At 65.2% G+C, this 14,948-nt stretch carries 12 protein-coding genes; 5 read left to right on the top strand and 7 right to left on the bottom strand.

From position 1 onward, the window contains the following. Positions 1 to 61: 61 nt before the first annotated feature. The gene (locus AC2W7L_RS17710; RefSeq protein WP_486005506.1) at positions 62 to 1,258 is read right to left on the bottom strand and encodes an MFS transporter; all 1,197 of its coding nucleotides are present in this window, start codon (positions 1,256 to 1,258) and stop codon (positions 62 to 64) included. Between the two features lie 118 nt (positions 1,259 to 1,376). On the opposite strand from AC2W7L_RS17710, the gene AC2W7L_RS17715 reads away from it, so the two are divergent. Next, on the top strand, positions 1,377 to 3,050 hold the full coding sequence (locus AC2W7L_RS17715) for a DUF885 domain-containing protein (RefSeq protein WP_486005507.1): 1,674 nt from the start codon (positions 1,377 to 1,379) through the stop codon (positions 3,048 to 3,050). Between the two features lie 12 nt (positions 3,051 to 3,062). After that, the gene (locus AC2W7L_RS17720) at positions 3,063 to 3,755 is read left to right on the top strand and encodes a GntR family transcriptional regulator (RefSeq protein WP_486005508.1); all 693 of its coding nucleotides are present in this window, start codon (positions 3,063 to 3,065) and stop codon (positions 3,753 to 3,755) included. Here the strand turns inward: AC2W7L_RS17720 and AC2W7L_RS17725 are convergent. From AC2W7L_RS17725 to AC2W7L_RS17750, 6 genes are all read right to left on the bottom strand, one after another. Further along, entirely contained in the window at positions 3,728 to 4,471 is a 744-nt protein-coding gene (locus tag AC2W7L_RS17725; RefSeq protein WP_486005509.1) for an aspartate/glutamate racemase family protein, read from the bottom strand. The two genes, AC2W7L_RS17720 and AC2W7L_RS17725, sit on opposite strands and share 28 nt — an antisense overlap. Positions 4,472 to 4,484: 13 nt before the next feature. Then, positions 4,485 to 6,002 (bottom strand): NCS1 family nucleobase:cation symporter-1, encoded by a 1,518-nt coding sequence (locus AC2W7L_RS17730; protein WP_486005510.1) that lies wholly within the window; start codon positions 6,000 to 6,002, stop codon positions 4,485 to 4,487. A gap of 332 nt (positions 6,003 to 6,334) precedes the next feature. Next, positions 6,335 to 7,825, bottom strand: a complete 1,491-nt coding sequence (locus tag AC2W7L_RS17735; protein WP_486005511.1) for an MFS transporter — start codon at positions 7,823 to 7,825, stop codon at positions 6,335 to 6,337. A 98-nt stretch (positions 7,826 to 7,923) separates the two neighbouring features. Then, positions 7,924 to 9,186 carry an MFS transporter gene (locus tag AC2W7L_RS17740; protein WP_486005512.1) on the bottom strand — a complete coding sequence of 421 codons (1,263 nt, stop codon included), beginning with the start codon at positions 9,184 to 9,186 and terminating at the stop codon, positions 7,924 to 7,926. 88 nt (positions 9,187 to 9,274) lie between these two features. After that, positions 9,275 to 10,654, bottom strand: a complete 1,380-nt coding sequence (locus AC2W7L_RS17745; RefSeq protein ID WP_486005513.1) for an LLM class flavin-dependent oxidoreductase — start codon at positions 10,652 to 10,654, stop codon at positions 9,275 to 9,277. Between the two features lie 59 nt (positions 10,655 to 10,713). Further along, positions 10,714 to 12,045 carry an MFS transporter gene (locus tag AC2W7L_RS17750; RefSeq protein WP_486005514.1) on the bottom strand — a complete coding sequence of 444 codons (1,332 nt, stop codon included), beginning with the start codon at positions 12,043 to 12,045 and terminating at the stop codon, positions 10,714 to 10,716. 294 nt (positions 12,046 to 12,339) lie between these two features. Here AC2W7L_RS17750 and AC2W7L_RS17755 point away from each other — a divergent pair, with 294 nt between their 5' ends. The 3 genes from AC2W7L_RS17755 to AC2W7L_RS17765 all read left to right on the top strand — a co-directional run bounded on the left by AC2W7L_RS17755 (position 12,340) and on the right by AC2W7L_RS17765 (position 14,786). Beyond that, the gene (locus AC2W7L_RS17755; protein ID WP_083532606.1) at positions 12,340 to 12,870 is read left to right on the top strand and encodes a flavin reductase family protein; all 531 of its coding nucleotides are present in this window, start codon (positions 12,340 to 12,342) and stop codon (positions 12,868 to 12,870) included. Between the two features lie 61 nt (positions 12,871 to 12,931). Continuing rightward, a complete protein-coding gene (locus tag AC2W7L_RS17760; protein ID WP_486005515.1) occupies positions 12,932 to 14,008 on the top strand; it encodes an Rv2578c family radical SAM protein in 1,077 nt (358 codons plus the stop codon). A gap of 43 nt (positions 14,009 to 14,051) precedes the next feature. Further along, positions 14,052 to 14,786: a DsbA family oxidoreductase gene (locus tag AC2W7L_RS17765; protein WP_486005516.1), complete on the top strand. Its 735-nt coding sequence runs from the start codon at positions 14,052 to 14,054 to the stop codon at positions 14,784 to 14,786. Positions 14,787 to 14,948: the final 162 nt, after the last annotated feature.

A 14,948-nucleotide genomic window follows, 5' to 3' on the forward strand; every position in this document is an offset into this window, starting at 1 on the left:
ACGGCGGCTCAGCAACCTGGCGCGAGGTTGCTGAGCCGCCGTCAGGTAGCAATAAGGGGTGTCAGGTGAGGTATTCGCGGCCAGGGCGACCGCCTCGGCGACGTCCGTGCACCCACACGTACACGCCGATGGCGACCACGACGAGTCCGGCGCAGACCAGGAACATGCCGTTTCCACCGGTGAACGGGTAGAGGAAGCCGAGGACGACGGGGCCGATGCCGGACCCCGCGTCGAGGAGCAGGAAGAACGACGCGGTGGCGACGGGGACGCGGTTCATCGGCACGGATTTGACGGTGATGGCCTGCATGCATGGCATCAGGGAGCCGAAGCCGAGACCGATGAGCACTCCGGCCAGGACGATGCCCGTCATCGTCGGCCACAGCGCCAGCAGGACGTTGCCGGCGATATCGGCGATGAAGACGGGGAAGATCACCGCATTGTCTCCGAGCGTGTCCTGCAGCCGGCCGACGAACAGGCGGGCGAACAGCGACGCCACGGCGAAGGCCACGAAGAACAGGGACGCGGCCGAGGCGACGCCGTGTTCGGCCGCATATCCGGCGAGGAACACCAGCGCCGCGGCGTAGGCGGTGCCCGCCAGAAGCATGACCGAGCCGATCCGCAATCCGTCCCGGTCGACGAGGGTGCCGATCTTGAGATGCCATTTCGTCCGCCGCTGGTAGTCGCTGATCTCCTGCACCGGAAGCCGAATGAGGAGACAGCAGATAAGGGCGAGGACGGACATGAACGCCGAGGCGACGAAGAGCATGACGAAGTCGAACTCACGGGGCAGGATGACCCCCAGGTACGGTCCGAGCGCCGTCGACAGGGTCGTCGCCGTGCCGAAGTATCCGGTGCCCTCGCCTCGGCGAGAGGCGGGGATGATGCTCTGGATCGCCGTCATGATCGCCGTGTTCCCGGCACCGAAGGCGATTCCGTGGACGATGCGCAGCGTCAGCAGCAGAGTGAGGTCGCCGGCGAAGATATAGGCCAGTGAGGCGAGCACGGAGACCGCCATGGTGATGATGAGCAGCTTGCGGCGACCGATGAAGTCGAGGTACTTGCCCGTCAGCACGCGAGCGATCACGGCACCGACGACGAACGATGAGGAGGCGAAGCCGGCAGCGGCCTCACCGGCGGAGAACCGTGCCACCGCGTACCCGGCCATCGATGTCATGAGCAGGTAGAAGACCATCGACATCGTCAGGTTGAGCCCGATTCCGACGATGAAGTCCTTCGTCCACAGCTTCGCTCGTGCCACGGGAATTCGGTCTCTCTTTCTGCTGTCGGCGGGGAACAGTGACACATTAGCGGGTTCCCCGCGATTGCGCGGTCCGGTCCACCGCGGATGTGACTCAGCTCGCGATAGGGTGGTCATCATGACTGAGAAGAGAACCCCCTCCGCCGTCGATGCGGTCGCCGAAGACTACGTCGATGACATGCTCGCCCTCTCCCCCTCGCTCGCCCTCTACCTCGGACTCGACGGTGCGCAGGGCTTCGACGACTTCTCACCGGCCGGACTCTCCGCGCTCAATGACGTCACCGTCCGGACGCTGGCTCGCCTCGACGATGTCGCGGACTCTTCCGACCTCGACGATGTCGACCTCGTGACCATCGATGCGATGCGTGATCGCCTCGGCGTCGACCGGGACTACTTCGCCGCCGGGATCAAGCACGCCAGCCTCAATGTCATCGAATCGCCGCTGCAGCAGGTCCGCGACGCCTTCGACCTCATGCCCACGGAGACCGTGTCCGATTGGGAGACGATCTCGACCACCCTGGCTGCCGTGCCCGGCTCGCTGGCCGGATACCAGGAGTCCCTGGCGATGGCGCGTGACAACGGTCGCGTCGCCGCCCGTATCCAGGTCGAGAAGGTCATCGACCAGGCCCGTGCCCTGGCCGAGCCCGGCAGCAACTTCGATCGTCTCGTCGCCGGTGCCGAAGTTCCCGACGCTCTGCGTTCGGATCTCGACACCCACGCCGAGGCGGCCCGCAAGTCCGCCTCGGACCTGGCCGAATTCCTCGGCGAACAGGTGCTGCCCGCCGCCGGCGAAGACGAGGCGTGCGGTCGCGAAGCATACGCGCTGTATTCCCGGGACTTCCTCGGTGCCGAGGTGGACTTCGACGAGACCTACGCCTGGGGCCTCGAAGAACTCGAGCGCATCGATGCCGAGCAACGCGAAGTGGCAGAGAAGATCATGCCCGGCGCCGACCTGTTCGAGGTCATGGACGCTCTCAACAACGACCCGCAGCGGACCCTGCACGGCACCGAGGCGCTGCGGGACTGGATGCAGGGTGTGGCCGATGAGGCGATCCGCGAACTCGGCAGATCCCATTTCGACATTCCCGAACCCGTGCGCACGATCGAATGCATGATCGCGCCTTCGGCCACCGGCGGAATCTACTACACCGGCCCGACCGACGACTTCTCCCGCCCCGGCCGCATGTGGTGGTCGGTGCCCGATGGCGTCACGGACTTCGCCACCTGGCAGGAGAAGACCACCGTCTACCACGAGGGTGTGCCCGGCCACCATCTCCAAGTCGGTCAGGCCACCTACGTCTCCGACACCCTCAACCGCTGGCGCCGCCTCATGTGCTGGGTCTCCGGCCACGGTGAGGGGTGGGCGCTGTATGCGGAGAAGCTCATGGCCGATCTCGGGTTCCTCGACGATCCCGGCGACTACCTCGGCATGCTCGATTCGCAGCGGCTGCGTGCCGCCCGTGTCGTCCTCGACATCGGCTTCCACCTCGGCCTCGAGGCACCTGAGAGCCTCGGCGGCGGGATCTGGAACCGGGAGAAGGCGTGGCAGTTCCTCACCGACAATGTGGCCATGGACCGGTCGTTCCTGGCCTTCGAGCTCGACCGCTACCTCGGCTGGCCCGGGCAGGCACCGAGCTACAAGATCGGTCAGCGGCTGTGGGAGCAGTACCGTGATGAGGCGAAGGCTGCGGCAGGTGCCGATTTCGATCTCAAGGACTTCCACACCCGGGCGCTGGGTCTCGGCTCGGTCGGGCTCGATGCTCTGGGCCGTGCCATGAAGCGCTCACAGTGAGGTGAGAGCCGGATGAAGTCTGCCGAGAGTCCCCAGTCGGAGACCATGCGGGTCACCGAGGCGCTGCGCAATGAGATCATCGAGGGCCACCGCCGACCGGGTTCACGGCTCGTCGAACGCAACCTCGCCACCGAGCTCGGCGTCTCCCGCGTGCCCATCCGCGAGGCGCTGAAGAAACTCGCCTCGGAAGGGCTGGTGACGAACCGTCCCAACACCTGGTCGACGGTCAGGGAGTTCTCCCCCAGCGATATCGCCGACCTCAACGAGGTGCGCACGGTCTTCGACGTCCTCTCCTTCGAACTCGCCGCTCAGCGCCATACCCGGGAAGGACTGGCCCGGTTGGAGGCCACGATGCTCAAGGGACGGGAACTCGCCGAGGCGGGAGATGTCGCCGGCGCCCATCGCTGTGCCGCGGAATTCCACGCCATCGTCATCGAGCTCTCGGGCAATGAGCTCCTCGGTGAGATCGGCGCCCTGCTGGATTCACGGATGCGGTGGCAGCTGAGCCAACATGATGACCTTGCCGTCGTCGCCACCGAGCATGCCGAACTCTTCGACGCCATCGCCCGCCGGGATCAGGCGCTGGCCGGGTCACTGGCCGGCCGCCACCTGGGGACGAGCCAGGAGCAGCACGACAAGCATTCGAAGCGTTTGGCCGAAGCCGGCCCCGAGGAAGCTCAGGCCGACCCGGCCGACGTCGACTGACCGAGCGGCCAGCCGCTGAGCTTCTTCTCACGGGCAGGCGCATACGTGCGCACCTTCGACGTGCTCAGCCCCAGACCGCCGAGAGATTCGGCCACGCGCACGGCGGCAGCGACCCCGTCGACGACGGGCACGGCACAGCGCTCCGTGATCGTCACCCCGAGTTCCGCCATCCCACCGCAGCCGAGAACGATGACCTCGGCACGGTCACGGTCGACCGCCTCGGCGGCCTGATCGGCGATCGCCTCGATCGCGGCCTGCGGATTCTCCTCGAGCTCGAGCACGGCCATTCCCGACGCCCGCACGGACACGCAGTGCGAGTCGAGCCCGGCCAACAGCAGCCGGTCCTCGATGAGCGGGACGGTCCGGTCGAGCGTGGTGACGACGGAATAGCGGCGGCCGAGGAACATCGCCAGGGCCGCCCCCGCCTCGGTGATGTCGACGACGGGCACGTCCAACAGCTCCTGCAGGCCTTCGCGGCCGTGCTCTCCGTACCCGGCCTGGATCACGGCGTCGAATTCGCCGGGATATTTCAGGACGGCGTCCATGACGCCGAGCGCCGCGAGATGGCTTTCGACGTTGCCTTCGCAGGATTCGGCTCCGAATTCGGGGGTCAGCCCGATGATCTCGGTTCCCGCCGAGGCGGCCTGCCGTGCCACGCGGGCGATGCCCTCGGTCATGGACTCGGTCGTATTGACGTTGACGACGAGGATTCTCACGATTCGGCTCCGATCAGTGGTGGGTCGGGACGGCGATCTCCTCACCGTCGACCTCACGGAAGGTGAAGTCGCGGCGGGCGATGACGAAGTAGATGAGCGCGGCGATTGCGGCCCCGGAGAACCAGGAGAACTCGGAGATGCCGGAGAACGCGGGGACGAGTGCGAAGACCAGTGAGATCGCCGAGGCGGGGATGAAGGCTCCGATGGCTCGCCAGTTGACTCCGCGGTGGTAGAAGTACTCACCGTCGCCGGCTTCGGTGTAGAGCTGGGGCACATTGACCTTCGTTCTGCGCACCACCCAGTAGTCGACCATGATCACGCCGAACAGGGGTCCGAGCAGGGCGCCGAGTCCGCCGAGGAAGTAGACGATGACCACCGGTGAGTCATACAGATTCCAGGGCAGGATGACGAAGCCGATGACGGCGGAGATGATGGCGGCGCTGCGGAAGTTCAGGTGGCGAGGGAACAGGTTCGTCAGCGCATAGGTCGGGGCGACGAAGTTCGCCATGAGGTTGACTGCGACGGTGAGCAGGAGCAGCGACAGGGAAGCCAGCACGAGCAGGACCGGACTGCCGATCGACTGGACGATATCGGCCGGTGAGGTGATGACGGTGCCGTCGATCTTGTACTGTGCGCCGGCCAGCGAGATGACGACGAGTCCGAAGACGAGCATGTTCACCGGGATGCCCCAGAAGTTGCCGACGACGATCGAACCGCGTTTCTTCGCGGCCCTCGTGAAGTCGGAGAAGTTGAGGACGAAGGTGCCGTAGATGGACACCCACAGCGCGCCGCCGCCGAAGATGTGCGCCCACATCTCCCAACCGCTGAGCGCGTCGTCGGTCGACCACGCGATGGAGAAGTCGACGCGGACGAGCATCCAGACGGCCAGGGCGAGGAAGGTCACGAGGATGATCGGTCCGGCGATGGCTTCGTAGCGGCGGATCATCTCCATCCCGTAGCTGACGATGATGACTTGGATGACCCACAGCAAGGTGAAGGAGAACCAGCCGAGCCCGGAGAGTCCGAGGAATTCGGCATCGGCCCATGACTGCAGTCCCGGGAACATCGTCAGCAGCATGACGTTGAGGACGCTCGAGGCCAGGTAGGTCTGGATGCCGAACCAGGCGATGGCGACGATGCCCCGCACCGAGGCGGCCAGCTGGGCCCCGTGGATGCCGAAGGAGATCCGGCTCATCACCGGATAGGGCACGCCCGTCTTGTAGCCCATGAAACCGGAGAGGGTGAGCAGAAAGAACAGCAGAGCCGCACCGACGAGGAGGGCCACGAGGATCTGCCAGGCTCCGAGGCCGAGTGCGAAGAGTCCGAGAGCGAAGCCGTAGTTGCCCAGAGAGTGCACGTCGTTGGCCCACAGGGTGAAGACGCTGTAGGCCGTCCAGCTGCGCCCCTCCTTGCGGGACGGGGCGAGATCGGCGTTGTAGAAGCGCGGACTGATGCGATGGGCCGCCAACTGTTCGGGGCTGGGCCCCAGCCGTGTGGGCGCGGGCGCCTCCCCAGTCTCGGATTTCCACATGCAGTCCACTCCTAGTATCCGGTCACAGCCAAACTGGGATACCAAACAAGTAAACACAGCTCTCCGGCGCCGATAGTCTGACCGGTTCAGAGTAACCCAGCTCACATGTGCCGTGCAATGAGCAGTGTGGGGTGATTTGGCTATCGCCTGTTACTACACGTGTCTCCGAAAACGGGCGAGATGCCGGGTCAGCTGCCATGCATCCGACACGACATCTCGACAAATGGAATACCATTCATATGCCAGCAACTCGTCTCGGCTGGTCACGGGAGGTGCCGTTTCCGGCGCCCGGAGCGGACAATGGTCGTCACGACGATCTGCCGTTTCTGGCCTCAGTCTTCGTGTTCGACGTCCTTGGCTGTCGGGTCCCAGGCGACGATGCCGACGGCGATCGCGCCGGCCAGCGGTGCGCAGGCGACGATCCAGAACACTCCTGTGCCCAAAGAAGCCGCGAGGATCGGGAACATGATGAGCGAGACGATCGAGAAGGCGCGCAGGACGGACTGGTTGAAGCCGATTCCGATTCCGCGCAGCCGTGTCGGGTAGGACAGGGTCGCATAGTTCATGAGGTTCGCTCCCGGTCCCCCGGCCTGGGCGAAGACGAAGGCTGCGAGCATGGCCACGGCGACGAGGACGAGGGCTCCGTTCGGGATGCCCACAAGGGCCAGTATTCCCAGTGCCACTGCCTGGATGACGAATCCGATGAGGGTGATCTTCCGGGTTCCGAAGCGGTTGACGATGCTCATGCCCAGCAGTCCGCCGAGCGTTCCGAAGCCCAGGTTGATGACCAGTGAGGCGATGATCGTGATCAACGGAGTCTGGTGGAAGAGCGTGGTGATGATGAGCGGGGTGCCATAGGCGACGGCGTTGTAGCCGAAGGTCGAGAACACGGAGACGCAGAGCGCGACGATCGTGCGCACCCGGTAGCGCGGGGAGAAGAGCTCGGCGAAGCCGCTCCAACGGCCGCCCTTCTCCGGGGCAGCCGAGGCAACCGGGGTCTCGCGCCCCTCGGCGGGGGCGAGTTCGACGTTGAGGTTGTGGTGGCTGCGCATGACCTCGACGGCGCCGCGCAGATCGCCCTGGTTGGCCAGCCATTCGGGCGATTCGGCGAGGTAGCGGCGGCGGACGAGGAGGACGATGAGCGCCGGGACGGCGCCGAAGCCGACGACGATGCGCCACAGGCTCGCGTGCTGCTCATAGGGCAGCGTGATGAAGATGATGAGCACGATGACGTAGCCCATACCGGTGGCGAAGTACCAGGCCGGAGACCACGCGTTGACTCGCTGCGAACGGTTTCCCTTGCCCTTGAGCTTGGAGAATTCGGCGAGGAACGCCATCGCCACCGGCAGGTCGAGGCCGACGCCGATGCCCATGACGAAGCGGAAGGCGATGAGGACCCATTCGTTCGGCGACACGGCACAGCCGATGGCGGCGACGACGAAGAAGACCATATCGGCCATGAACAGTTTGTACCGTCCGAACCGATCGACGAGGTAGCCGCCGAAGAGTGCGCCGATGACGGCTCCGACCATGATCGAAGCGTTGACGAGTCCGGTCATGAAGCCGTTCAGGCCGAACTGCTCCTGGATGGCGGTGATGCCGAAGGCCAGGGAGGAGAAGTCGTAGGCATCCATGAAGATCCCGCCGAGGGCGAGGATGATCACGGCCGTCGTCTTCGTCCCCTGGGAGCCGAATTCAGCAAGGACCGAGTGGATATCGGCTGCCGAGGAGATGATGCGCGGAGCCTGCATTGTCGCCTGCCCGTTCGGGGCGGATGCGGATGGTGTCTGTGCCGCGTTCGCGGCGGGATCTGTCGAAGTCACAGTCACTGAGTATGGTCCCGCGGCGGCACTGTCCTGTCACTTGGTGTCACAGTTCGTCACGCGCACACGTTCGAGCTCAGTGCTGTTGAGCGCACCGCTCAGTCGAGGCTGTGTCCGCGTCTTTCCGGAATGAGGAACATGGCGAGGAACTGGATGAGGTAGATGATCGGGAGCAGGGCCAGAGCGAAGCCGAAGCCGAGATGTCCGGCAAGCAGAGCGATGACGACCGGGGCCAGTCCCCCGACGGCTCGGCCGATGTTGAAGATGACGTTCTGTGCTGTCGCCCTGATCGCCGTGGGGTAGAGCTCGGCCAGCAGCGCCCCATGTCCGCCGAGCATCCCGTTGGCGAAGGCACCCATGAAGAATCCACCGGCCAGCAGAGCGGTTGGATCAGTGAACTGGCTGTACGCGAGGATTGTGACGATGGCTCCTGCCTGGAAGGTCCAGAAGGCCGGACGGCGACCGAGTCGGTCGGCGACCTGACCGAAGATGAGGATCCCCGCGAGCATTCCCACGACCGTCACTGCAGTCCACAGCGACCCCTTGGTGACTCCCAGGTCCATCTGCTCGGACAGGTAGTTCGGCAGCCAGGTGATGATGCCGAAGTAGCCGAAGTTCTGCACGCTGGTGAGGATCGTCAGAGCCAGGGTGATCTTCACCGTCTCCCCGTCTTTGACCAGAGCGGCGATCTTCGCACCGAAGGAAATCGGCGTACTGCCCGCGCCGTCGGCCTTCTCCCCTCGTTCCTGTGCGCGGACGAAGGTCTCCGGCTCCTCGACTCCGCGTCGGATGACGAAAGCGAAGACGGCGGGAACGAGGCCGATGACGAACAACGCCCGCCAACCCCACAGGGCGATGACTGGTGCCGAGACGACAGCGGCGGCGAAGACTCCGAGCTGAAATCCAACCCCTACCCATGACGTGGCCCGCGCTCGCTGATCAGCACGCACCGCCTCGGCGGCCAGGGCCATGCCGATCCCGAACTCACCGCCGATTCCGATTCCGGCGATGAACCGGTAGGCCGCGAGATCCCAATACCCCTGCGCCAGTGCCGACAGACCGGTGAACACCGCGAAGATGAGGACCGTCCAAGTGAGCACACGGACTCGGCCGTGCCGATCGGCGAGGGCACCGAACACGATGCCGCCGACCACGGCACCGAGCAGAGTGATCGTCGACAGGGATCCGGCTTCGACGTCGCTGAGCCCGAATGAGGCGATGATGCCCGACAGGGCGAAGCTGAGGATGAGGAGGTCGAAACCGTCGAGCCCATAGCCGACAGCCGCGGCGACGAGCGCTCTGCGCCGGTATCCGCGATCGTCCGAATGATCAGTGGTGGTCAGCGGAGTCGATGCACTCATTCGCGGTCTCAGTTCGGTTCGCGGATCGGAAAACGGCCGCAGACCATTATGCCTCACGGCCGTTCTCCGATTCGTCGGGCCCGTCCGATCAGACGCGGGCACCCTCGCCGAGGCGGTACCGGGCACCAGTGTGGTCCTCGGCCAGGCGGGGGCCCGCCCCGGTGAGCTGCTCGCGGACCGTGGCACCGGCGGTCGGTGCGGGCAGGAGTCCGCGGCGGCGCAGTTCGGGTGAGACATACTTCGCGAAGCGTTCGGCATCGGCCGGGCGCACGGCCGCGGCGATGTTGAATCCGTCGATATCGGCTTCGGTCATCCAGCGTTCGAATTCGTCGACGATGGTCTCCGGTGATCCGGTGATGACCGGTCCGCGTCCGCCGAGGGCGACGAACTCCGCGAGGTCCCGAATCGTCCACGGCTTGTCCCCGGCCATGGTGGTGAAGGAGGCGAGTGCGGACTGGTTGGCGTCGGTCGACACGTATTCGAGGGTGTCCTCGGGGTCAGCTCCCGAGAGGTCGACCCCGGTCCATCCGCCGAACAGGGACAGCGCGGATTCGGTGTCGACGTAGCGACGATAGTCGGCAAGTCGCGCCTCGGCGGCGTCGTCCGTGTCGTCGACGATGACGGTGGCCAGCGCGAAGATCTTCACCGCGTCGCGGGCGCGTCCGCGCTCTTCGAGTCCGTCGCGGACCTTGTCGACCCAGCTGCGCAGGATCTCCGGTGTCGGCCCGGAGAAGAAGATCGCCTCGGCGTGGTCGAGGGCGAATTCCTGTCCGCGCTTGGATGCGCCGGCCTGGAAGAGCAGTGGGGTGCCCTGCGGTCCGGGGACGGCGAGCGCCTGACCGGGAACGGTGAAGAACTTGCCATCGTGGTCGATGTCGCGCACCTCATTCGGGTCGACGAAGACGTTGGCGTCGGCATCGGCCTTGAGCGCGTCCGGGGTGATCGAGCCCTCGAACAGCTTGTACATGACCTCCATGAACTCGTCGGCCCGGTCGTAGCGCTCATCGTGCGGGATCTGGCCCTTGAGCCCGAGGTTGCGGGCGGCGGAGTCGACATAGCTGGTGACGATGTTCCAGGCGACTCGACCGTTGGTGAAGTGGTCGAGGGTGGTCAGGGTGCGGGCGAGCAGGTAGGGCTTCTCGTAGGTCACCGAGGCGGTCACGCCGAATCCCAGCGTCTTCGTGGCCGCGGCCATGGCCGGGACTGCGACGAGGGGGTCGAGCAGCGGGAACTGCACTCCCCCGCGGTTCGTGACGTCGGCGTTGCCGCCGTACACGTCGTAGACGCCGAGGATGTCGGCGAGGAAGAGCGAGGAGAATCCTCCGTCTTCGAGGGTCTTGGCCAGGTCGGTCCAGAAGGACAGCTGAGTGAACTCGTCGACCCGTGATTCCGGGTGGCGCCACAGTCCGGGCGACTGATGGACCGGGGTCATCATGTCGAAGGCGTTGAGCAGGATCGGTTTCGTCATGGTTGTCTCCTAATCGTGGTGGTGCAATGAGCGTGGGGCCGACGAAGCGGCGGGTGCGTTCAGTCCGCGGAGCGTGCGAGCTCTCGGGCAGGGTCCTTTGCGCCGATGGCGGCGATGAGCGAGAGGACGCACAGCAGGGTGAGGTAACCGCAGATAAGCCAGGGCGAGTGCCCTCCGGCGACGTAGAGCAGGGCTGCAACCATCGGCATGATTCCGCCGCCGATGACGGTGCCCAGCTGGTAGCCCATATTCACGCCCGAGTAGCGGACCTCGATGGGGAACTGTTCGGCGAACCACGCGGCCTGCGGGCCGTAGATCGCATCGTGGGCGAGGTTCATTCCGAGGATGACGATGATGGGCAGGAATGCCAAGGGGCCCGAGTCGAGGAAGGCGAAGAAGATCCAGCCGAAGACGGCGACGCCGATGATGCCGCCGATGCTCACGCGTTTGCGACCGACCTTGTCCGAGACCCACCCCCAGAGAGGCCCGGTGAACAGTCCGATCGCCGAGGCGATCATGACGGCCGTGACACCCGAGGTCGAGTCGCCGCGGTTCTCCGACAGGTAACTGAGCATGTAGACGGTGATGAGGTAGAAGACGCTGTTCTGCGCCAGGCGGAGTCCGATGGTGGCGAGGAGGACCCGTGGGTGTTTGGTCAGCACGTCGCGCAGCGGCGCCTTGGCGACATCGCCGGAGGCTTTGAGCTCCTGGAATTCCGGAGCATCGGAGACGCCGAGGCGGATCCAGAGTCCCAGCGCGACGAGCAGAGCGGAGGCGAGGAAGGGGATGCGCCAGCCGAAGGCTTCGAACTGTTCGTCGGTGAGCAGGCTCTGGACGGCGAAGAAGGCGCCGGTGGCCAAGAGCATTCCCGCAGCCGAGCCGATCTGGGTGAAGGAGCCGAACAGTCCGCGCTTGCTCGCCGGTGCGTGTTCGACCGAGAGCAGTGCCGAGCCGCCCCATTCCGCTCCGGCCGAGAGTCCCTGCACGATGCGCAGGACGACGAGGGCAGCAGCTGCCCACCAGCCGATCGCACTGAAATTCGGGACGAGTCCGATGAGCGTCGACGCGATTCCCATGGACAGCAGGGAGACGACGAGAAGAGCCTTTCTGCCCACCCGGTCGCCGAGATGGCCGGCGATGATGCCGCCCAGTGGTCGGGCGAAGAAGCCGACGGCGAGGCTGGCGAAGGCGGCGAGACTGCTGCCCAGCTCACTGTGGCTGGGGAAGAACTGGACATTGAAGATCAGGGCCGCGGCGGTGCCGTAGAGGTAGAAGTCGTACCACTCGATCGTCGTTCCGGCGAAGGCCGAAGCCAGCACCCGCTTCTTCCCCGACAAGAGCCGCTGCGGTGGGTCCTGGGTTCTCGGTGCGGTGACCGACGTCTGCGTCATGTGATGCTCCTCTGCGGCGGGGTTCGGTCGGCTCGCTGCCAGGCGAGTCCGTGTTTCGCTGAGCAATCTATGCCCGGACCTCGCAGGCACCTGCACTTTTGCGTCACGTCCCGACGCTCAGCTTCATATGTGGTCATAAGTCGTCTTCGTATGACCTTGGCCACGATGGAAACGGTTCCGATTTGCAATGATCGACTTCATAGGCACTCGCAGACGACCTCGTCGACCTTGTCTGCTCAACAGATCAGCAGGCGCCCGAGACTCCGACGACCACACGAAGACAGAGGTGAAGGAATGACGCTCTTGGCAGACCCCACCACACAATCACCGGCACCGGTGACCCCCGCAACACCTGAGACCCTCCGCGAGACCTTCTCCCACTTCCCTCAGGGCGTTGCCTTCATCGGGGCCGAGGTCGATGCGGCACCCCTCGGCCTCGTCGCCTCCACGCTCACCGTCGGCGTCTCCCTCGACCCGCCGTTGGTCAGCGTCGCGGTCCAGAACTCGTCGACCACCTGGCCCACCCTGCGCCGGGCACCTGAGCTCGGGATCTCCCTCCTCGGCTCCGACCAGGAGCACCTGGCCCGGCAGCTGGCGTCGAAGGACCGCAGTCGACGCTTCACCGGCGTCAGCCCCGAGGTCACGGCCGGAGGCGGGCTGACGATTCCCGGCAGCTCCGCATTCCTCTGGACCCGGCTCTACGAGGAGGTCGCAGCCGGCGATCATACCGTGGCCCTGCTCGAGATCCTCGGCACCCGCAACGACGACGGACCCGAGGCGCTGGTCTTCCACCGCAGCGAGTTCAAGGGTCTGCGCGTCTCCTGAGCCTGGCTGATCACGGCGCCCCACCCTTGACTCCGATTCGAACTCATGTTCGAATGAAGTCATGCGGTGGAACCAAACGAGTGACGACACCGGCTCGGGCTCCCCGGTCCTCTTCGGAACGAAGGGACTGATCCGGTCGGTGCAGACGCCGGAATTCTCAGGAATCACCTTCCACGAGGTACTGGCGAAGTCCGCTCTCAACAGCGTCCCGCGGTCCAGTTCGATGCCGTTTTCCTGGACGGTCAACCCCTACCGCGGCTGCTCGCACGCCTGCGTGTACTGCTTCGCAAGGAACACCCACCGCTACCTCGATCTCGATTCCGGGACCGACTTCGATCGCCAGGTCGTCGTCAAGGTCAATGTCGCCGAAGTCCTCGCCGCCGAACTGATACGCCCGAAGTGGGCGCGTGACCATGTCGCCCTGGGCACGAACACCGACCCCTATCAGCGGGCCGAAGGCCGCTACTGCCTGATGCCGGGAATCATCACTGCCCTGGCCGAGCAGTCGACACCGATGTCGATTCTGACCAAGGGCACGCTGCTGCGCCGCGATCTGCCGCTGCTGGCCCGCGTCGCCGAAGACGCTCCGGTGGAAATCAGCATGTCGATCGCCGTCCACGACGACGCCCTGCAGCAGAGCATCGAGCCCGGCACGCCGACGACGAAGGCCCGACTGGCCACCGTACGCGCGGCCGCCGAGCTCGGGTTCGACGTCACCGTCTTCATGATGCCGATCATGCCGAAGCTCACCGACTCCCGCGACCACCTCGAATCCGCACTCCGAGCGATCAAGGACGCGGGTGCCGCACGAGTCGTCTACGGAGCGCTGCACCTGCGCCCCGGCGCCCGCGAGTGGTTCTTCGAGTGGCTCGAACGCGAACACCCCGAGCTCCTCCCCCGCTACCGCACGATGTATGCCCGGTCCTCCTACGCGTCGAAGGAGTATCGACGGTGGCTCGGTGAGCGCATCAACCCGCTCATCGACCGCTTCGGATTGCGAGGCCGCAGCGATGACGACTATCCGGCGACTTCCCGGATGCGCGGACGCAGGGAATCGAACCGAACCCCGCGGCAGCCAAGCCTGCAGACGGCACCGGCCCAGCAGTTCGCCGCCCCGGCGCAGCAGGCGCTGTTCTGAATCGGACCGGAATATCCGCGCGTCGGGCGCGGTTGGCATTGATATGAAGATTGAGATCTGGTCGGACATCGCCTGCCCCTGGTGCTATATCGGAAAACGTCGCTTCGAGGATGCCCTCGGTACGTTTGCCCACAAGGACGATGTCGACGTCCAGTGGCGCAGCTTCCAGCTGGACCCGAGCCTGCCCGATCACTTTGACGGCACCGAGACCGAATACCTCAGCCAGATGAAGGGCATGCCCGCCGCTCAGGTGCGGCAGATGTTCGACCATGTCACGCAGCAGGCCGCCGCAGTCGGTCTGAACTACGACTTCGATTCGATCGTCGTGGCCAACAGCTTCACCGCCCATCGCTTCCTCCACTTCGCCAAGACTCACGGGCTCATGTCACAGGCCAAGGAAGCGCTGCTGTCGGGGCACTTCGAGAAGGGGCGCGACATCGGTGACATCGATTATCTCGCCGAGGTGGGGCGTGAGATCGGCCTCGATTCCGACGAAGTCCGTCGCGTCCTCGCAACCGATGAGTACTCCGAGGAGGTGCGGTCCGATATCAGCGAGGCACGCTCGCTCGGAGCGGGCGGCGTCCCGTTCTTCGTCATCGACCGCAAGTACGGCATCTCCGGGGCACAGCCGGCCGACGTCTTCACCCAGGCCCTCGAGACGGCATGGGATGAGGGCCAGAAGCTCACGGTGCTCGCCGGCCTTCCGCAGTCAACCGACAAAGACAAGGCAGATGAACTCACCGAGGGCGCAGTCTGCGGCCCGGACGGCTGCCACTAAAAGCCCCCCTCCCTTAATTGCTACCTGACGGCGGCCCAGCAACCTCGTGTGGAAACTCGCGACCTTGCTGACAACCTCACTCAATACGTTGCTGACAACCTCGCTCACTAGGTTGTGAACGACCTGACTCACTAGGTTGCTTACACCAAATGAGTGGGGTTG

The sequence above is a fragment of the Brevibacterium sp. LAARM3_SD1 genome (genome assembly GCF_057364765.1).

What these genes read in the sequence shown, in the direction of transcription:
- AC2W7L_RS17715 (WP_486005507.1), top strand. Translation starts at nt 1,377, where the DNA reads ATGACTGAGAAGAGAACCCCCTCCGCCGTCGATGCGGTCGCCGAAGAC.
- AC2W7L_RS17720 (WP_486005508.1), top strand. Translation starts at nt 3,063, where the DNA reads ATGAAGTCTGCCGAGAGTCCCCAGTCGGAGACCATGCGGGTCACCGAG.
- AC2W7L_RS17730 (WP_486005510.1), bottom strand. Translation starts at nt 6,002, where the DNA reads ATGTGGAAATCCGAGACTGGGGAGGCGCCCGCGCCCACACGGCTGGGG.
- AC2W7L_RS17740 (WP_486005512.1), bottom strand. Translation starts at nt 9,186, where the DNA reads ATGAGTGCATCGACTCCGCTGACCACCACTGATCATTCGGACGATCGC.
- AC2W7L_RS17745 (WP_486005513.1), bottom strand. Translation starts at nt 10,654, where the DNA reads ATGACGAAACCGATCCTGCTCAACGCCTTCGACATGATGACCCCGGTC.
- AC2W7L_RS17750 (WP_486005514.1), bottom strand. Translation starts at nt 12,045, where the DNA reads ATGACGCAGACGTCGGTCACCGCACCGAGAACCCAGGACCCACCGCAG.
- AC2W7L_RS17755 (WP_083532606.1), top strand. Translation starts at nt 12,340, where the DNA reads ATGACGCTCTTGGCAGACCCCACCACACAATCACCGGCACCGGTGACC.
- AC2W7L_RS17760 (WP_486005515.1), top strand. Translation starts at nt 12,932, where the DNA reads ATGCGGTGGAACCAAACGAGTGACGACACCGGCTCGGGCTCCCCGGTC.
- AC2W7L_RS17765 (WP_486005516.1), top strand. Translation starts at nt 14,052, where the DNA reads ATGAAGATTGAGATCTGGTCGGACATCGCCTGCCCCTGGTGCTATATC.